The sequence below is a fragment of the Fulvimarina thalattae genome, assembly GCF_040239565.1.
GTDB lineage: Bacteria > Pseudomonadota > Alphaproteobacteria > Rhizobiales > Rhizobiaceae > Fulvimarina.
The window spans coordinates 275518-293646 of sequence record NZ_JBEHWS010000003.1 but is presented as its reverse complement, the minus strand read 5'-3'; the positions used below and the strand labels follow the sequence as shown (position 1 = coordinate 293646).

Annotated in this window: 19 protein-coding genes; 11 read left to right on the top strand and 8 right to left on the bottom strand. The window is 62.8% G+C overall.

Annotation, left to right across the window (positions count from 1 at the left end):
* Position 1 precedes the first annotated feature (1 nt).
* On the top strand, positions 2-880 hold the full coding sequence (locus ABRA89_RS06110) for an aldose 1-epimerase family protein (protein ID WP_349940560.1): 879 nt from the start codon (positions 2-4) through the stop codon (positions 878-880).
* Here the strand turns inward: ABRA89_RS06110 and ABRA89_RS06105 are convergent.
* Positions 870-1178, bottom strand: a complete 309-nt coding sequence (locus ABRA89_RS06105) for a hypothetical protein (RefSeq protein WP_349940559.1) — start codon at positions 1176-1178, stop codon at positions 870-872. The two genes, ABRA89_RS06110 and ABRA89_RS06105, sit on opposite strands and share 11 nt — an antisense overlap.
* Positions 1179-1493: 315 nt before the next feature.
* Here ABRA89_RS06105 and trpS point away from each other — a divergent pair, with 315 nt between their 5' ends.
* From trpS to ABRA89_RS06065, 8 genes are all read left to right on the top strand, one after another.
* Positions 1494-2561: a tryptophan--tRNA ligase gene (trpS, locus tag ABRA89_RS06100; protein ID WP_349940558.1), complete on the top strand. Its 1068-nt coding sequence runs from the start codon at positions 1494-1496 to the stop codon at positions 2559-2561.
* Positions 2562-2619: 58 nt separating this feature from the next.
* On the top strand, positions 2620-3114 hold the full coding sequence (locus ABRA89_RS06095; protein WP_349940557.1) for a universal stress protein: 495 nt from the start codon (positions 2620-2622) through the stop codon (positions 3112-3114).
* Between the two features lie 125 nt (positions 3115-3239).
* Positions 3240-3803, top strand: a complete 564-nt coding sequence (locus ABRA89_RS06090) for a NifU family protein (protein ID WP_349940556.1) — start codon at positions 3240-3242, stop codon at positions 3801-3803.
* A 24-nt stretch (positions 3804-3827) separates the two neighbouring features.
* Positions 3828-4526, top strand: coding sequence for a tRNA (adenosine(37)-N6)-threonylcarbamoyltransferase complex dimerization subunit type 1 TsaB (gene tsaB / locus ABRA89_RS06085; protein ID WP_349940555.1), 699 nt, complete (start codon positions 3828-3830; stop codon positions 4524-4526).
* 149 nt (positions 4527-4675) lie between these two features.
* Positions 4676-5200, top strand: coding sequence for a GNAT family N-acetyltransferase (locus ABRA89_RS06080; protein WP_349940554.1), 525 nt, complete (start codon positions 4676-4678; stop codon positions 5198-5200).
* A gap of 40 nt (positions 5201-5240) precedes the next feature.
* A complete protein-coding gene (gene olsA / locus ABRA89_RS06075) occupies positions 5241-6047 on the top strand; it encodes a lyso-ornithine lipid O-acyltransferase (protein WP_349940553.1) in 807 nt (268 codons plus the stop codon).
* A gap of 153 nt (positions 6048-6200) precedes the next feature.
* Positions 6201-7679 (top strand): tRNA (N6-isopentenyl adenosine(37)-C2)-methylthiotransferase MiaB, encoded by a 1479-nt coding sequence (gene miaB, locus ABRA89_RS06070; RefSeq protein ID WP_349940552.1) that lies wholly within the window; start codon positions 6201-6203, stop codon positions 7677-7679.
* Between the two features lie 41 nt (positions 7680-7720).
* The gene (locus tag ABRA89_RS06065) at positions 7721-8713 is read left to right on the top strand and encodes a PhoH family protein (RefSeq protein ID WP_349940616.1); all 993 of its coding nucleotides are present in this window, start codon (positions 7721-7723) and stop codon (positions 8711-8713) included.
* A 182-nt stretch (positions 8714-8895) separates the two neighbouring features.
* Here ABRA89_RS06065 and ABRA89_RS06060 read toward each other — a convergent pair whose 3' ends face one another.
* On the bottom strand, positions 8896-9777 hold the full coding sequence (locus tag ABRA89_RS06060; protein WP_349940551.1) for a DMT family transporter: 882 nt from the start codon (positions 9775-9777) through the stop codon (positions 8896-8898).
* A gap of 455 nt (positions 9778-10232) precedes the next feature.
* Here ABRA89_RS06060 and ABRA89_RS06055 point away from each other — a divergent pair, with 455 nt between their 5' ends.
* Entirely contained in the window at positions 10233-10823 is a 591-nt protein-coding gene (locus ABRA89_RS06055; RefSeq protein WP_349940550.1) for a phosphatase, read from the top strand.
* Here ABRA89_RS06055 and ABRA89_RS06050 read toward each other — a convergent pair whose 3' ends face one another.
* From ABRA89_RS06050 to ABRA89_RS06040, 3 genes are read right to left on the bottom strand one after another with little or no spacing between them, the layout of a single operon-like run.
* The gene (locus ABRA89_RS06050; protein ID WP_349940549.1) at positions 10824-11630 is read right to left on the bottom strand and encodes a fructosamine kinase family protein; all 807 of its coding nucleotides are present in this window, start codon (positions 11628-11630) and stop codon (positions 10824-10826) included.
* Positions 11627-12109: a low molecular weight protein-tyrosine-phosphatase gene (locus tag ABRA89_RS06045; RefSeq protein WP_349940548.1), complete on the bottom strand. Its 483-nt coding sequence runs from the start codon at positions 12107-12109 to the stop codon at positions 11627-11629. The genes ABRA89_RS06050 and ABRA89_RS06045 overlap by 4 nt, the downstream gene beginning before the upstream one ends.
* A 52-nt stretch (positions 12110-12161) precedes the next feature.
* Positions 12162-13217: an MBL fold metallo-hydrolase gene (locus tag ABRA89_RS06040; RefSeq protein ID WP_349940547.1), complete on the bottom strand. Its 1056-nt coding sequence runs from the start codon at positions 13215-13217 to the stop codon at positions 12162-12164.
* A 243-nt stretch (positions 13218-13460) separates the two neighbouring features.
* Between ABRA89_RS06040 and ABRA89_RS06035 the strand changes: the two genes are divergently transcribed.
* Positions 13461-14849 carry an MFS transporter gene (locus ABRA89_RS06035; RefSeq protein ID WP_349940546.1) on the top strand — a complete coding sequence of 463 codons (1389 nt, stop codon included), beginning with the start codon at positions 13461-13463 and terminating at the stop codon, positions 14847-14849.
* Between the two features lie 12 nt (positions 14850-14861).
* Here the strand turns inward: ABRA89_RS06035 and ABRA89_RS06030 are convergent, their stop codons facing one another.
* The 3 genes from ABRA89_RS06030 to ABRA89_RS06020 all read right to left on the bottom strand — a co-directional run bounded on the left by ABRA89_RS06030 (position 14862) and on the right by ABRA89_RS06020 (position 18110).
* On the bottom strand, positions 14862-15596 hold the full coding sequence (locus tag ABRA89_RS06030) for an RlmE family RNA methyltransferase (protein WP_349940545.1): 735 nt from the start codon (positions 15594-15596) through the stop codon (positions 14862-14864).
* A complete protein-coding gene (locus tag ABRA89_RS06025) occupies positions 15596-17101 on the bottom strand; it encodes a Ppx/GppA phosphatase family protein (RefSeq protein ID WP_463671255.1) in 1506 nt (501 codons plus the stop codon). The genes ABRA89_RS06030 and ABRA89_RS06025 overlap by 1 nt, the downstream gene beginning before the upstream one ends.
* A 520-nt stretch (positions 17102-17621) precedes the next feature.
* Complete coding sequence (locus ABRA89_RS06020; protein WP_349940543.1) at positions 17622-18110, bottom strand: MarR family winged helix-turn-helix transcriptional regulator; 489 nt, start codon at positions 18108-18110, stop codon at positions 17622-17624.
* Between the last annotated feature and the right edge of the window lie 19 nt (positions 18111-18129).

The following is an 18129-nucleotide window of genomic DNA, read 5'->3' as shown; positions in this document are numbered from 1 at the left end:
GGTGAGCCGGACGTTCGAAATCGCAAGCACCGGCGTCACTGCCGTCGTCAGCCGCATCGGCGCGGAGCTCCGCAGCCTGAAGGACAGGGAAGGGCACGAATTGCTCTGGCAGGCCGGCCCCGAATGGCCGCGTCACTCCCCGCTGCTGTTCCCCATCGTCGGGCGATTGACGGGGGACAAGCTCCATCATGATGGGAAATCCTATCCGCTCACTCAGCACGGGTTCGCCCGGGACATGGCGTTCGAGGTGATCGAGGAAGCCGAGCAAAGCGTTGCCTTGCGCCTCACCGACGACGAGGAATCTCGCAAGCAATTCCCGTTTCCGTTTGTCCTCGATGTTCATGTCGAAGCGATCGGTACAACGCTCTCCTTTCGGACGAGGGTCACCAATCCCGGCGAGATGCCGATCGCTTGCGGCGTCGGAGCCCATCCGGGCTTTGCCTGGCCGCTTGCGGACGGCGTTTCAAAGGAAAACCACCGCATCGTCTTCGAGCATCGCGAGACGGGCAAGGCGAGGGGCGTCGAGGGCGGACTTCTGACCGAAGCCCATCCGTTGCCCTTTGACGGCGCGATCCTGCCGCTTTCGGAAAAGCTCTTCGAGAAAGATGCTCTCGTGATGCCAGACGTTGCGAGTCGATCGGTCACCTATGAGGCGCTGTCCGAAGCAGGCGATCTCAAACGCGCGCTGACCGTCTCCTGGGACGGCTACAAGGACCTCGGTATCTGGTCGAAACCCGGCGGTGCGCCCTTCGTCTGCATCGAGCCCTGGTATTCCATGGCGAGCCCGGAGGGCTGGGACGGCGACATCTTCGATAAGCCGGGAATCCTCAAGCTCGCCCCCGGCGCATCCGAAAGTTTCGTGTGGTCAGTCACCATCTGAAGGCGGCAATTCTCAGCCGTTTACGATCACGAGCACATCGACGAAATGGGTGATCTGATGGACGGCTCGGTCGAGACCTAAGGCCGTCCAACACCGCTTCCCGTTCATTTCGTGGTCGCGTGAGATGACGCCTTTCATCCGGTCGAGCGCGAAATGAACGAAGAAAATCGATAGGTGCCAGCCACCAGAGCCAGGGTGCTGCGGTCATCACGACGACCAGCGTCAGCAGCGCATGAACACCGGCATGGGCAGCCAGCGGTTCGATTCGGCCGATCTTGCGTCCCTTGCCGAGCGCCATCCATTCGGTCTGGAAAACGAAATCGGCCAGGATATGCTTGATGACAAAGACGGTGAAGACGAAGGCGAGATCGAACGGCTCAATCTTCCGGGTTCGGCAATCCCTCGATATCGGGTCGGTTCTCGCCCGGGTCACCGGTTCTAAGTCGTTCCGGTCCTTAGGCATGGCAGCGCCATTGAGCGAAAGACGCCTTGGTCTGCCCGCGATAGGACGCGGCACTGGGCGACTTGATCGCATGCGCCCGCTCGTCCATAAGCGCCGCGTTCTTTGAAGAACTGATCTTCCACAGCTTTTCGTCATCGGGAGTATGCCGGAATGAGCGATTTCGCGCCGCGCGTCCTGTCGGGCATCCAGCCGACCGGCAATCTTCATCTCGGCAACTATCTGGGCGCGATCAAGAAGTTCGTCGCCATGCAGGAGGAGATGCCCTGTCTCTTCTGCGTGGTCGATCTTCACGCCATCACCGCCAAGCTCGTGCAGGACGATCTCGCGGGCCAAACCCGCTCGATCGCGGCGGCCTATCTCGCCGCAGGCATCGACCCCGAGCGCTCGGTCATCTTCAACCAGAGCCGCGTCACCGGCCATGCCGAGCTCGCCTGGATCTTCAACTGCGTCGCCCGGATCGGCTGGATGAACCGGATGACCCAGTTCAAGGACAAGGCCGGCAAGGATCGCGAAAACGCCTCGCTCGGCCTTCTCGCCTATCCCTCGCTGATGGCGGCCGACATCCTCGTCTACCGCGCGACCCATGTGCCGGTCGGCGACGACCAGAAGCAGCATCTGGAGCTGACCCGCGACATCGCGATCAAGTTCAACAACGATTTCTCCGAGCGCATCGAGAAAACCGGTCTTGGCCGCGAGATTCGCATGGGCGAGGAGGTCGTTCACGGCTACTTCCCGATCACCGATCCGATCATCGAAGGGCCGGCGACCCGCGTCATGAGCCTCAAGGACGGTGCGAAGAAGATGTCGAAGTCGGACCCGTCCGATCTCTCGCGCATCAATCTCACCGACGATGCCGACGCCATCGCGCGAAAGGTGAAAAAGGCGAAGACCGATCCGGATGCGCTGCCCTCCGAGGCAGCCGGTCTCGCGGGCCGTCCCGAGGCGGATAATCTCGTCGGCATCTATGCCGCGCTATCGGGCGAGACGCGCGATCAGGTTCTGTCGCAGTTCGGCGGCAAGCCGTTCTCGGAATTCAAGCCGGCGCTGGTCGAACTCGCTGTTTCCTCGCTCGGCCCGGTGACCGGCGAGATGCGCCGGCTTCTCGATGATCCCGGCCATATCGATGCGGTGCTGAAAGCCGGCGGAGAGAAGGCCAACGAGATCGCGTCCAAGACGATGTGCGACGTCAAGGACATCATCGGTATGCTTCACGACTGATACGGGCATGCTGCAGAACCGCTTGCCCTTGCCCGCCAAGGCTGCCATCTAGCAAAGTATGGTATCGAGACGCATAGGTCCCCGCCAAGGCGGCAAACGCAAGTTTCTGGCGATCATCGATGATACGCCGGAATGCCTGCGCGCAGCAGAATATGCCGCATGGCGCGCCAAGACTTCCGGCGGTGCAGCCGTGTTCCTCTATGTCGTCCAGTCCGGCGAATTCGAGGGACAATGGCTCGGCGTCGAAGAGATCATGCGCGCCGAGGCGATGGAAGAGGCAAGTACGCGGCTTGACCGGATTGCCGAAACCTTGCGTGAGAAGGTTGGTGTCGAGCCGGAAACGCTGGTGCGCGAGGGAGAAGTCGTCGACGAAATCGGCAAGGCGATCGAGGAAGACAAGGAGATCGCCATTCTCGTGCTCGCGGCGGCCGACGGCAAGGATGGTCCCGGACCGTTGGTCATGGGCGCGGTCGGCAAGGGTGCAGGGTACTCGATCCCGGTCACGATCATCCCGGCTTCGCTCGACGATGATGAGATCGACAGCCTGACGTGATCGCGAACGAGCAGTTGACGAGCCGGAGCGCCGCTTGCGTGGAAAGCGCGCCGGTACTAAGTTTAGAATAATTCCAAAGAGATGCCGCACTTCTCCAGAGCGGATGGCGGCAAGAGGATCGAGCGATGTTCATCCAGACTGAAGTCACGCCGAACCCGGCGACCCTGAAGTTCCTGCCCGGTCGAGTCGTCCTGGAGCAGGGCACCGAAGAATTCACGTCTCTCGACGAGGCGGCCCAGCGCTCTCCGCTGGCGGCACGGCTGTTCGAAGTTGACGGCGTTACCGGCGTCTTCTTCGGCTTTGATTTCGTGACCGTCACCAAGGATCAGGGTGACTGGGCCCATCTGAAGCCGGCGATCCTCGCTGGGCTGATGGAGCATTTCGTCGCCAACCGGCCCGTCATGGCCGAAACCTCGGCTGACGATCTGGAGCCCGGGGAGGAGTTCTTCGACGAAGGCGACAAGGAAACGGTCGCGACCATCAAGGAGCTGATCGAGACGCGCGTGCGTCCGGCGGTTGCTCAGGATGGCGGCGACATCACCTTCCGCGGCTATCGCGACGGCACCGTCTACCTCAACATGCGCGGCGCCTGCTCGGGCTGCCCGTCCTCGACGGCGACCCTGAAGCACGGCATCCAGAACTTGCTTCGCCATTTCGTGCCCGAGGTCGAGGAAGTCGAAGCGGCCTGATTGCGGGCCGTTTCCTTTCATCCAATGTCAGGGCATGACGACCGTCTGATCCTTGCGATCGACACGGCGCTGGACGATTGTTCGGTCGCCGTTTTCGATGCCCGCGAGTATCGCCTTCTCGCTTCCCGAACCGAACGAATCGGTCGTGGCCATGCCGAACGTCTGCCGGCTGTCATCGACGCAGTTCTTGCGGAGGCCGGCTGTGGCTTTCCCGATATCGCCAGCATCGCCGTCACCATCGGACCGGGATCATTCACCGGCGTCCGTGTCGGTGTTGCGGCGGCGCGCGGCTATGCGCTGGCGCTCGGTATTCCAGCAGCTGGCGTCACCACACTGGAGGCGATGGCAGAGGCCGTGCGCTGTGAAGCGCCTGTTCTAGCCGTCCACGATGCCAAGCGCGGTGAAGTCTATGCCCTGCTGATGCAGACTCATGGCGGCATTCTCAAATCGCCAGCGGCCATCGAACCTGGCCATCTCGTCGACTTCGTCGGCCCCGGCACAGGACACCTCCGCTTGACCGGCTCTGCCGCCGGCATCGCCGTCGGCATTCTCGGTGCGGACCGGGCAGCTGTCGTGAACCCCACTAGCGAAATCGATATCGAAACCGTCGCGCGGCTTGTCGCGGAAGGGAGATCCCTTCAACCGGTCAAACCGCTTTATCTTCGAAGCGCCGACGCCAAAGCGCCCTCGCGTCCTTTCAGCCTCTTTGCCGAAACGGCCTGAACAGGCGAACAATCTTGGCCTGTCGGATTTCTCCTCATTTGCGGCTCTTGCGGACAAGAGGCTTTAGCGGACATTCTATCAAAAGGATTCGTGTCGGATGACGTGGCCCGTCTCCCCCCACTCGAATCTGCCGGTCGAAAGGACGTGCGATGTACTGGATGCTGCCGTGGATTTGGTCCGTTTCCTTCATGAACGGTTTGATTCAGCGCGGTGAAACCGTGGCGACACCGCTGGTCGACGAAGACCTCGACGACGCGGCGACGCTCCATGCCGAAGCCTTCTCGCAGCCCTGGTCCGGCGACGAACTCGGTTCCCTGCTTTACCAGAAGGGCTCGTTCGGGTTCGCCGCACGCCGTGTCGGCGCACCCGGCACGCCGCCGCTCGGTTTCGTGCTTGCGCGGCTGATCGAGGGCGAGGCGGAAATTCTGACGATCGCTGTGTCGAGGGAGGCCCGCGGCCGCGGCGTCGGGCGACTTCTGATGGATACGGTCCTCGCCCATCTCTATGCCGAGCGCGCCAAGGTGATTCATCTCGAGGTCGACGAGATCAACACCGCCGCCCTGGCACTCTATAGAAGCTTACGCTTCGAGGAGGTCGGACGTCGGCCCGCCTACTACGCGCAGGCCGATGGCAAGCGTACGAGCGCTCTGACCCTCAGCCGCAAGCTCGATTGACGATCCGTCCGATGGTTTTTCCGACAACCGCCGGGCGGCGATGATCGCAAGGCTCCGCATTGCGTATGTGATCGCCGTATTGCTGGCGACGACCCTCGTGCTGCTGCCGCTACAGGCGCTCGCCATGGTTTGCGGCTGGAAACTCGCCAATAGCATTCCGATGGTCTGGCAGCGGGTGGCGGCAAAGGTGACGGCCATTCGCGTCCATATCGCCGGCACGCCGTCGCGCGAGCGGCCGCTTCTCCTCATCGCGAATCATTGCTCCTGGCTCGATATCGTCGTTCTCGGCTCCGTTCTGCCGCTCTCCTTCATCGCCAAATCCGAGGTGAAGGAGTGGCCGATATTCGGCTGGCTCGCCATTCTTCAACGCACGGTCTTCGTGAAGCGTCAGGCGCGAGGCGAGACCGGCAGGCAGACCGATGCGATCGCGACCCGCCTCACGGCCGGCGACGTGATGGTGCTCTTCGCGGAAGGCACAACCTCCGACGGCAATGAAATTCTGCCCTACAAGACCGCGCTTTTCGGCGCCGCGCAGGCCTCGCTGAAGAACTCGGAGAGCGAAAGCGTGCAGGTTCAACCCGTTGTAATCGCCTATACCCATTCGGGCGGCTTTCCGCTCGGGCGCTCCGGTCGGCCTCTGGCGGCATGGCCCGGCGACGTCGAGCTGATGCCGCATCTCACCCGCTTCCTCGTGGAAGGACGCATCGACGCGACCGTCGCCTTCGGTCATCCGATCCGTTTCGCGGCCGAAAGCAATCGCAAGATCGTCGCAAAACAGTGCGAAGTCGAAGCGAGGCGCTTGCTTGCGGACGCCCTCACGGGCAAGCTCGAAACGAAGCGACGGTGATCGGCTTTCGGCGGCACTGTTCGGGCGGCTTGCACGGCAGGGGACAACAAGACTAAGACGGCCGGAAATCGAAGGATCGGACAAGGGTTTGGATCGTTTTTGGCAGTTTGCCCGTTGAGGGCGATCGAGGCCGGATACGGTCGAAAAAACAATATGGACGACGGCGCACTGACGACGAACGATATCCATGCAGCCAATGCGGACGGTAGCGAGCCTGAAACGGCACGCCCGAACACGCGCAAGGTCTTCGTGAAGACCTATGGCTGCCAGATGAACGTCTACGATTCCCAGCGCATGGGCGATGCTCTCTCCGGCGAGGGCTATGAGCCGACCTCGGTACTCGAGGACGCGGATCTCGTCCTGCTCAACACCTGCCATATCCGCGAGAAGGCGGCCGAGAAGATCTATTCCGAGCTCGGCCGTATCCGAGATCTCAAGGCCGAACGTGCCGAGCGGGGGCTGAAGACACAGGTCGCGGTCGCCGGCTGCGTTGCCCAGGCGGAAGGCCGCGAGATTATCTCCCGCGCGCCAGTGGTCGACCTCGTCATCGGTCCGCAGACCTATCATCGCCTGCCGCAGGCGCTCGCTCGCGCCGCCAGCGGCGAAAAGGTCGTCGAGACGGATTATGCCGTCGAGGACAAGTTCGAGGCGCTGCCGCAATCCGAACCTCGCCAGATCAGGGGGCGGGGCGTGACGGCCTTCCTCACGGTGCAGGAAGGCTGCGACAAGTTCTGTACCTTCTGTGTCGTGCCCTACACCCGCGGAGCCGAGGTATCGCGGCCGTTCACACAGATCATCGACGAGGCGAAGGCTCTTGCCGATGCAGGCGTCCGCGAGGTCACATTGCTCGGCCAGAACGTCAATGCCTGGGACGGTGAGGACGAGGCCGGACGTCCGATCGGTCTCGGCGGTCTTCTCCATCGCCTCGCTGACATTCCTGGCATCGCCCGGCTGCGCTACACGACGTCCCATCCGCGCGACATGGATGGCGAACTGATCGCCGCCCACCGCGATCTGCCGAGCCTGATGCCTTATCTGCATTTGCCCGTGCAGTCTGGCTCAGACTCGATCCTGAAGGCGATGAACCGCAGGCACACGGCGGAGGATTATCTCCGCGTGCTCGACACGATCCGCGAGGCCCGGCCCGATATCGCGCTCTCCGGCGACTTCATCGTCGGTTTTCCGGGTGAGACGGATGCCGATTTCGACGCGACCATGCGGCTCGTCAGAGAGGTTCGCTACGCCTCGGCCTTCACCTTCAAATATTCCCCGCGTCCCGGGACGCCCGGCGCGCAAATGGATGGCCATATAGAGGAAGCGGTGAAGGACGCCCGGCTTCAGGAGCTTAATGCACTGCTACGCCAGCATCAGGCCGAATTCGCGGAAAGCCTAGTCGGCAAGTCCTTGAGCGTTCTCATCGAAAAGCCAGGCCGTCATCCCGGTCAGATTGCAGGCCGCTCGCCTTATCTCCAGCCGGTCGTCCTGCCCGAGGGCATGGGCGCGATCGGCGATATCGTCGATGCCAAAATCACGTCGACCGGCCCGAACTCGCTTCTTGCCGAGGGCATGACAAAGCCCGCCGCCATGCCTACCTCTTCCTCCGAGGCTCCCATCATGAGGTCCGTTGCTTGAGCTATACCCGCGAGAAGTCGGCCAGAGCTGGCGCGTCCGACATGGCGCACATCCTGCTGACTTTCGAAGACAACCGTCTGGCCGGCGCGCTGTTCGGCCAGTTCGACGAGCATCTGGCGATTATCGAACAGAAACTGAAGCTCGAAGCGGCGGCCAGGGGCAATCAGGTCGAGATCCGCGGTGAGCCGATGGCGGCCGAGCAGGCCCGCCGCACGCTGGAAAGCCTCTACGAGAGGCTGCAATCCGGCGCGGAGATTGGTGGAAAAGACGTCGAAGGCGCGATCCGCATGGCTGTCGCCCAGGACGACCAGCTCGACCTGCCCACCCTCGAGACCAAGGGCAAGATGTCACTGGCGCAGATTTCGACGCGCCGCCGCACGATCCACGCCCGAACGCCGACGCAGGACGCCTATATGCGCGCCCTCGACCGGGCCGAGCTCGTCTTCGGCGTCGGCCCGGCCGGTACCGGCAAGACCTATCTCGCCGTCGCCCATGCCGCGATGCTGCTCGAACGCGGAGCGGTGGACCGCATCATCCTGTCGCGTCCCGCCGTCGAGGCCGGTGAGCGCCTGGGCTTCCTCCCGGGCGACATGAAGGAGAAGGTCGATCCCTATCTCCGCCCGCTCTACGATGCACTCTACGACATGATTCCGGCCGAGAAGGTCGAGCGCGCGCTCGCCGCTGGAGCCATCGAGATCGCCCCGCTCGCCTTCATGCGCGGCCGCACGTTGTCGAATGCAGCCGTCATTCTGGACGAGGCGCAGAACACGACATCCATGCAGATGAAGATGTTCCTGACGCGCCTGGGCGAGAACGCCCGGATGGTCGTGACCGGCGATCCGTCCCAGGTCGATCTGCCGCCCGGCCAGGTTTCGGGTCTGGTCGAGGCTCTGCGGGTCCTCAACGGTGTCGACAAGATCGTCACCGTCCGCTTCAAGGCGGCCGACGTCGTGCGCCATCCGCTGGTCCAGTCGATCGTCGAGGCCTATGAGGATGACGCAACCAAGCGTGCACCTGCCGCGAGTAAGCTCTGATCCGATCGGCGTGAAAGTTTCGTCTAAAGCTCTTTGACTGACGACTGCCATAGCTCCTTCGATCAGCTTGGCGCTCGGGTCCGCTTAGGTTCGCTTTGTACGGCTCATCTCCATCAGGCTATCCGTACTTTCGACGGCGCGATCGCGATAAACCTGCAATGGGTTCTCGCGAGGACGTTTCCTCAGCGGTTCCGAATGAGCGGAGTCTTTTGCCACCAGCGGGTCTTCTTGCGCTCGCGGATGAAGGTGAAGAGGCCGGAGGTGCCGATGAGGGTCATGCCGGCATAGGCGATAGTGTCTGGAAACTCGCCGAAGAACAGGGCGCCGAGCATCGCAGCCCAGACGATCTGGCTATACTGGACCGGCGCGACATAGGATGCGGGGGCGAACCGGGTGGCGAAGACCAGCCCCGTCTGTCCGAGCCCGATGCAGAGGCCGCCGAAGGCGAGCAGCGGCATGAAGGGCATCGGATCGGCGAAATTCGGAAGCATCAGAATCCCGTTGAATATGACCGCGCCCAGCAGCACGCTGCCGATCAGGGTCACACGCCGTTCGCTCGGCCCGATCTTGCGAAGTACGATTACCGTTCCGGCGCCGCAGACGGCCGCGGCGATTGCGGCGAAATGGCCGGGTACGAGCTCCTGAAAGCCCGGGCGGACGACGAGGATTACGCCGGCGAGCCCGGCGATGACGGCGCTCCAGCGCCGCCAGCCGATCGTCTCCTTCAGGAACACCGCTGAGAAGATCGTCACGACGATCGGCAAGAGAAAAATGAGTGCATAGGCCTCAGCGAGGGGCAGCGTCGTGAAGGCGACAACGGCGCTCAGCATGCCGACGACGCCGAAGAAGACGCGTAGGGCCACGAGGAGTGGCCCGTTCGGAATGAAGACATTGCGCCAGTTGTCTTCGGGACGCTTGGTGAAGAGCGCCGGCAGGAAAGCGAAGAGAGAGGTGAAGAAGCCGATCTCGAATATCGGCAGGCCGCTTCCGATTGCCTTTATGGTCGCATCGCCGCAGGCAAAGGCGAAATAGCCCGCGAAGGCGATGAGAATACCGATCTGCATGGGAGGACGAGGCCGAAAGCGAGGTGATTCTGCCTCTGAATATCGGTTTCCGCACTGCGGCAGAAGCGCTCCACCCTACACGAAGGCTTGATCGCATCCGCAAGCTTGCGTTTTTGGGGGGATGGAGCGTTTCGAACGCCAGACATGAAAAAGGACGGCGAGGGGAAGCCGTCCTTTTTCATCTGCGGGGTATTGCGATCGAGGGGGATGATCGCTTGGGGTATCCTGAAAACACGCCGCTTGAGGTTTGGTTCCTGCGCCGGCGAAAAAAATCGTACTGAACCAAATTTTTTTGAAACGCGCGACGTCGAGCCGTTGCCATCGTTTTCGGATCTCATCGGAAATCTCCATTTTGCACTATTGGAAACGTTACCGAAGGTCGCTGCCCGAACTGTGTTGCGACAGCAAGATTTCTGCTAATCAGGGTGAGGGGACAATGGGTGCGGAACTTGCGAATGCCAGCATTGAATACATCCCTGATCGAGGATCATGAGGCGCTGGAAGAAGCGGACGAGACGACTGCCGCTGGAGAGCAGAGCCTTCGTTTCTCGGCCGCGCTCCTGGTCCGGGGACAGTCCGAGGCCAGACGCAAGTTTGCGGAACTTGCCGCGACCCACGTGATATCGCTGAAATTGCCGGGACATTCCTATCTCGGGCCGCGCGGGCTTCCGCCCGAACAGCAGCTCTTCGTCAGCTTCGACGACGTCGATGATCTGAGGGCCCCGAATGCCCCCGATGCGGCGATGGTCGAGCGTATCCTCGCCTTTGCGCGCACCGTGCCTGAGGATGGCAAGCTTCTCGTCCATGGGTTGCTAGGGGTCCGCCGCTCGGCGGCTGTCGCGCTCGGTCTTCTGGCGGACCGGCTGCCGCCTACCGAAGCGGCACAGGCTCTCACGCCGCTCTGTACCCAGCCGCCCGATCCCCATCCGCTGGTCCTGAAGCTGTTCGATGAGGCGCTGGAGCTGAATGGAGCCCTCTGCGAGGCCGCCGCGATGCGTTTCGTTCAGGGACGCGGTGCGATCCGGCGGCGTGTTTCCGGCTACTGATCAGATGCCCAGCTCATCGAGCAAACGCTCCACATGTCCGCGATATCCGCTGCCGAAGAGGCGCAGATGGACGAGCACCGGCCAGAGCGTATAGATCGCCCGCCGCTCCTCGTAACCGGGCTCCAGTTCGCGATAGGCCTCGTAGAATGCAGCGCTCGGCGACCCGAAGAGATGCAGCATGGCCAGATCGACTTCGTTATGGCCGTAATAGCAGGCCGGATCGATCAGCGCGCTGATCTCGGAGCCTGACACCAGCACATTGCCCGACCAGAGATCGCCGTGAAGCAGCGACGCTTTCGGTTTGGTTGGCAAACGATCGGCGATCGTGTCAGAAAGCCGTTCCAGCCGTCGTGCGAGTTCGGTGGAAATATGCGGGCAGTTGTTGAGAAGCCGGTTTTCTGCCCAGAAACGCGGCCAGTCGTCCGACCGGGCATTTTTGATCTCGACCGCACCGAAGGCGAAATCGCAATCCCAGCCATAGCGATCGCCGGTCGCTGCATGGAGCGATCTGACAGCAGAACCGATGCTTCCCCATGCATCGGAGAGGCTCCCGCCGGCGGACATGACCTCCATGACAAACGCTGTATCGCCGGCCCCGAAAACGGTCGGTGCCGGGGCACCACTTTCACCGATCGCCTTCAGCATCCGCGCCTCCGCTTGGGGCGACGGTCCGCCTTTGACGATCGCAATGCGACGGTCCTCAAGTTCGATCGACATCAGTTGTGAGAGACTGCCACCGCCGAACGAGCGATAGCCGGCGAGCGCCCCGCCAAGCAGTCTCGCCCCTTCTTCCGCAAGCGCGTTCATGAAGTGCGGCCGTTCGCCGCCAGTGTTTGCGCAAGAGCTTTTGCGCCTGCCGTCACATCGGCCCACGTCGTCTCGAAGCCTTCGGCACCGCCGTAATAGGGATCGGCGACCGGCTGTCCGCTCCGTCCTTCGACATGATCGAGCAGCAGGCTGAGCGCCGCCGTTCCATCTACCGGCCGCAGCCTTTCCAGATTTGCGAGGTTCTGGCGATCGAGCGCGACGATATGGGTGAAGCGGCGGAAATCGTCCGGCGTCACTTGCCGCGCGGCATAGTGTGAAATGTCGACGCCGTAGCGTTTGGCGACGGCCTGCGCACGCTCGTCCGGCGGGTTGCCCACATGCCAGTCGCCGGTCCCTGCCGAGTCGATCGCGAAATCGAGATCGAGCCGTTCGCTCTCGGTCTCGAACGCCGCCTGGGCTAGCGGTGAGCGGCAGATATTACCGAGGCAAACGAAGAGTACGGCCGGTCTGTCCGCCATTCGATTTCCTCTCTGACGTTATCGTAATGGTGTGGTGGCGTTCGGCCGCCCGCTACTGCGCGCTTTCGGAATCGTTGGCAGCGACTTCCAGCTGATAGGTCTCGGGGATGAAGCGGTAGCCACCGCCGTCCAATTTCTCGACATAACCCACCGCCGGGAACGGCATATGGTAGCCGATGAAAGGGACGCGCTCTTCGGCGATCCTGTCGAAGACGCGCTTGCGGGTCTCTGCCGCCATTTCCTTGTCGAGGTCGAACTTCACATGCCATTCGGGCTTTTGCAGCGAGGCGACGAAATGGTTCGCCGTGTCGGCGGTCAGCATCAGCCGCTGGCCCTCCGATTCGATCTCGAAGATCAGGTGGCCCGGCGTGTGCCCGAAGGCGGCGAGTGCCGTGATGCCGGTTACGACCTCATCGCCGTCACTCAGGAAGGTGAACTGGTCTTCCAGCGGCATGAGGAGCTTGGCGACGAGCTCTGCATTGCCGGCCTGCGGTCCGCTCTTGGCTTCTTCCGATGTCCAGTAGTCCCATTCCGCACGCCCAGCGACATAGCGGGCGTTCGGGAAGACGGGGCTGCCGTCGCCGGTCACGATCCCCTGGATATGATCGCCGTGAAAATGGGTCAGCACGACGATGGTAACGGAATCGGTGCCGTAGCCGGCCGCCTCCATGCGCTCGACGAGCTGGCCGAGGCCGTTCTCCCGTCCGCCTTCGCCAAAGCCGGTGTCGAAGAGGACGAGATTGTCGTCAAGCTCGACGAGTGTCGGCGTGAAGGTCGAGACGATCCGGCTTTCAGGCAGGAAATTCGCCCGCATCAGCTCGGCCATCGCTTCCTGGCTCTGCTCCATGCCGAAGGTGGGGTAGGGACCGTCGCCCGGCCGCTCGCCGTCGAGGACGGTGGTTATTCGCGCATAGCCGAGGTCAAACCGCGTCCAGCCGGGCGTCATCATCTGGGCTCTGGCGATATCGGCCTCCACCGCTGCATTTTCCGCTGCATCCGAGTCCTGTGCGCGGGCGCTGCCGGAAAGACCCGCAGCGGCAAGCCCCAGGGCTGAACCTGCCGCGAGCGCCTGTCTGCGTGTCATCCGCTCGTTCTGTCTGTCGGTCATCGCGCCACGGCTCCGTTCGATCCTCGAATGGTGTTGGGAGAAGAATGTGGTCGCGGCCGCCCGTCGGCAAGATGCGTCAAGGCGATCGTGATTGGGCGCTGTCGAGCCGTCTTCAACCGTTCAACGCTCGGTCGCCCCTACGACGCGGCGGATGAACACCTATGTTTCGGTTCCCGCTCGGGTTTCGCGGCGCTTTTCAGCGTCGCGATCGCAGACTGCCTTCCGACCGCCAGGAGATGAGGATTGAACCGGATCGTTCCGATCGTGCTTGCCGTCGCGCTCTTCATGGAGACGATGGACGCCACCGTTATCGCTACGTCCTTGCCGGTTATCGCCGCTGACCTGAACACGAGCCCGATCGCGCTGAAGTTGGCTCTGACCAGCTACTACGTGTCGCTGGCGATCTTCATTCCGGTATCGGGACGGCTTGCCGACCGGTTCGGCGCCAAGAACATCTTTCGCCTCGCCATCGCCGTCTTCATGGCGGGATCTCTCGCCTGTGCGGCCGCGTCCTCACTCGAAGGATTCGTCGCCTCGCGTTTTCTGCAGGGCGTGGGCGGGGCGATGATGACGCCGGTCGGCCGGCTGCTTCTGGTGCGGGCTGTGCCGAAGGCCGATCTCGTAGGCGCCATGGCCTGGTTCACCATCCCGGCGCTCATCGGCCCGCTTATCGGTCCGCCGCTGGGTGGCGCGATCGCGACCTATTCGGACTGGCGCTGGATATTCCTTATCAACTTGCCCATCGGGGCGATCGGTATTCTGCTTGCGACACGATTCCTGCCCTTCGTCGAGCGGGTACGTGGGGTCTCCTTCGACGCGCCGGGCTTTCTCCTCTCCGGCTTTGCCTGTGCCGGCCTCGTCTTCGGATTCTCGATCATCTCTCTGCCGGCCCTTCCGCCGGTGTTCGGCGTGTTTCTGGTGCTTGCGGGGGCGGTTTCGGCTCTCTTCTACGTCCGCCATTCGCGGCGCGCACCGACGCCCATCGTCCGGCTGACGCTTCTGCGGATCGCGACGCTGCGGGTAAGCGTCGTCGCCGGCACCCTGTTCAGGGTCGGCACCGGGGCCGTGCCGTTCCTGCTGCCGCTGATGCTTCAGATCGGATATGGCTACACCGCCCTCCAATCGGGTCTTGTCGCAAGCGCTTCGATGGGCGGGGCGATCGTCATGAAGGTGCTTGCAAAGCCGATCCTGCGGCGCTTCGGCTTCCGTTCCACGCTGATGTGCTCGACGCTGGTCGGCGGCGCTCTCATCGTCGCGATCGGCTTGGAGGCTCTTTCGGGATCGATCATCGCGCTGATTGGGCTTCTGCTCGTCGGCGGCTTCTTCCGCTCGCTTTTCTTCACCGGGATCAACACGCTGGGTTTTGCCGATCTCTCAACGCAGCAGACAGGCGATGCCACCGCGATGATGGCCGCGACCCAGCAGGTATCGATCGCCATGGGAGTCGCGATCGCGGGCATCGTGCTTGAAGCCGGCATGGCGGTCATGGGAACGACGACGCCTCAAATCACCGATTTCGCACTGGCCTTCATGGTTTCGGGAGCGCTGATGATGACGGCGGCCCTGCCGTTTCTCTCGCTCTCATCGGAAGCAGGCGACGAGGTGGCGGGCCGTTCGATTCCGGCCGAGTAGGGCGGGCAGACCTCAGCCGAGCGGCCCGGCCTCCGGGTCTTCCATTTCGTCGGCGTCCTGCGTCCCGCGCCGGCCCTTGAAGTCCTTGGCGAGGATGTAGAGCTCCACGGAACCGTCCCGGCTCGCTGGTGGCTTGACGTGATGAACCGCCTTGAAGTTGCGTTTGAGCAGGTCGAGAAGGTCCCGCTCCGTGCCGCCCTGAAATGTCTTGCACAGGAAGTGCCCGCCGGGCTTCAGCGTCCGCACCGCGAAATCTGCCGCGACCTCGCAAAGATGCATGGTCCGCAGGTGATCGGTCTGGCGATGGCCGATGGTCGGCGCGGCCATGTCTGAAAGCACGATGTCGGGTGCGCCGCCAAGCGTCTCGATCAGCCGGTCGGGCGCATCCTCCTCCAGAAAATCCATCAACAGTATCTCGGTGCCCGAGACCGGATCGACCTCCAGAAAATCGATGCCGACGACGCGGATATCGTCGTTGGCCGAGCCAACCCGCTCCACCGAAACCTGACACCAGCCACCCGGCGCGGCGCCGAGATCGACGACGCGCTGGCCGGGCTTCAGCAGCTTGTAGCGATCGTCGATTTCGATCAGCTTGTAGGCCGCGCGCGACCGATAGCCGTCAGCCTTTGCCTGCCGCACGTAGGGGTCGTTCAACTGCCGCTCGATCCAGCGGCGGGAGGATGCCTTTAGCCCGCGCTTCTTCTTCACCTTCACGTGGAGGCCGCGGGGATTGTTGGTCTTGGTCATCAGGCGCTCCGTCTGCCCTGCCGGTCCCAGACCCGGTCGGCGATCATCATTTCGATCAGAAGGCCTTCTCTGAGGCCGCGATCGGCAACGCGCAAGGCTCTTGCGGGCCATACCCGGCGGATGCCTTCGAGGATCGCGCAGCCCGCCAGCACAAGATCGGCCCGGTCGCTGCCGATGCACGGATTGGCGACGCGCTCTTCGAAGCTCCATCCGAGAATGCGCTGGACCAATTCGTCGGCCTCCTGCTGCGTAAGCCACAGCCCGTCCACCTGACGACGGTCGTACCGCTCGAGGTTGAGATGGATACCGGCGAGCGTCGTGACCGTGCCGGACGTTCCGAGAAGGTGGAATTTCGGCGTGTCGATCAGCTTGTCGAGTCGGTCGCGGCCGGGAAAATCGGAGATCATCTCGGTCGTCTCGACGATCATCTTCTCGAAGACCTCGGGCGTCACGTTCCGCCCGCCATGGCGCTCGGCCATCGAGACGACGCCGATGGGGAGGGAGGTCCAGGCAACGATCCGGCTCGCGAGCTTGCGCGTCGGCCCGTCTCTCAGATCAAGAAGAGCGATCTCGGAAGATCCTCCGCCGATATCGAAGAGAACGGCACCGCGCGTGCTCGGCTCGATCAGCGAACCACAGCCCGAGACGGCGAGCCGCGCCTCGGCCTCCTGGCTGACAATCTCGAGCTTGAGCCCCGTATCGCGCTCGACGCGTTCGAGGAACTCTGCACCATTCGCCGCAGCGCGGCAGGCTTCGGTCGCGATCAGACGCATATGGGTGACGTTGCGCGCCGCGATCTTCTGCGCACAAACGGCGAGGGCCGAGGCCGCCCGGTCCATTGCGTCGCGCGACAGCGAGCCGGTCCGACCGAGCCCCTCGCCAAGGCGCACGATCCGCGAGAAAGCGTCGACGACTCGGAACTGGCCGGGCCGTGTCGGCACCGCCATCAGGAGGCGGCAATTGTTGGTTCCAAGATCCAGTGCTGCATAGACAGGCGGTGGGCCGGCCTGAGCGCGTGCGCCGTTGACATTCTGATCGTTGGTGGCCGGTTTCCGGCCGTCACCGTTGCGCGTGCGTGCGACTTTGGGAGGCGCGTTTCCACGTTCCGCAGGTTTGCGATCGGTCGGCTGATCGGGTGTGTTGCCTTGCTTCCCGGGCGAGCGCGGCTTGCGGCGCCTTATCTTGCGCATGCCACGCTGGTTCGGTTCGCTCTTTTTCGCCGATTGTTCGCGAGACGGTTCGGACGCGGTTGAACCGGTCGCTTTCTGCGTCGTCTCGCCGGCTGCTTCTTCGGTCGCCGATCGATTCTTTGCGGCCGCGCGCTTGCGTCGACGCCGCTTCTGGCGCTTGGAAAGCCGCGCTGCATCACCGCCCGCTGCTCCGTCGCTCGAGGAAGTGCCCGGTGATTGGTGATTGCGGTTTCGATGATCGGTCTTAGCGCCTGCCTGCGCAGAACCCGTCGAGTTATGATCAGGTCGCCGCTTGGCATCGAGCGACGCAGTCATAGTCCCGTCGTTCGGGTGCGGCTGAGCGTCAGCCGACCACCCGTCTGGCGTCGAGCTTCGCCGCCGATCGGAATCGTCCAGTCGGGGCGGTGCGCGCGGATGATCGCGCTCTGCCGCTCCGGTTTGCTTCGTGTACGGGTCGAAGGAAGGCTTCCTGTCCCGTTTCGATTTCAAATTAGACGATCGACTGTGGCGGTTCCCTTCCTTCCCGCTATCCAACTGTTCTCTCCGGCGCGTTACCCCGAAGATCACGGAGGGCGCCTCAACTGTTCTTGTGTCGACGTGGAGTGTACCAAGCCATGGCCGTGAAACAAGGGAGTAGGATCACGGCGCGGCAAGTCTGGCGACACGGTCGCGAACCGGGCAAATGCAGTGTGTTGTGAAAGTCCGGGTGCCTGTATGGCATCCCGTTATGGCGTCACGCTCGTGTCATGATTGGCCAGACCAAGCCGCGCGGAGCTGGCTCTCTTCGTTTCCAAGCGGACGTGCTGGGAGATCCTGCGATTTGTTAAAGCCTCCCTCAGGCGAGTGGGACGGCCTTTTGCTCGACGCTGTCCGGAACGATTACCGGCTCGGATGTCATGTTCTGTCGAACATGTGTCAGCAGCCGCTCGATCTCTTTGCGTTCGCTGTCGGAGAGCCCGCGGGTCACCCGATCGTAGACCTCGATCGCAATCGGCCGGGCACTTGCAAAGACGTTCCCTGCCTTGTTCGTCGTATTGATGACCTTGGCGCGACGATCGTGCGGGTCGGGCGAACGCTTGACCAGACCCCGCATCTCGAGCCGGTCCAGATAGGCCGAAAGGGTCATTGGCTCGACACCCATCCGCTCGGCCAGCACGGCTTGACGGCTGCCCTCGTGCCGCGCCACATGCGAAAGAGCACGTATCTCTCCCGGGGTGAGTTCGAGGCCTGCTTCGATGACTGCTTTCTCCAGTTGCTGCCTGAAAAGCCGGGCGACATCTGTCAGGAGAAAACCAAGGGAATTGCCGGCTTCGTTACTGGACATCGAATACTCAGTCGTGAGG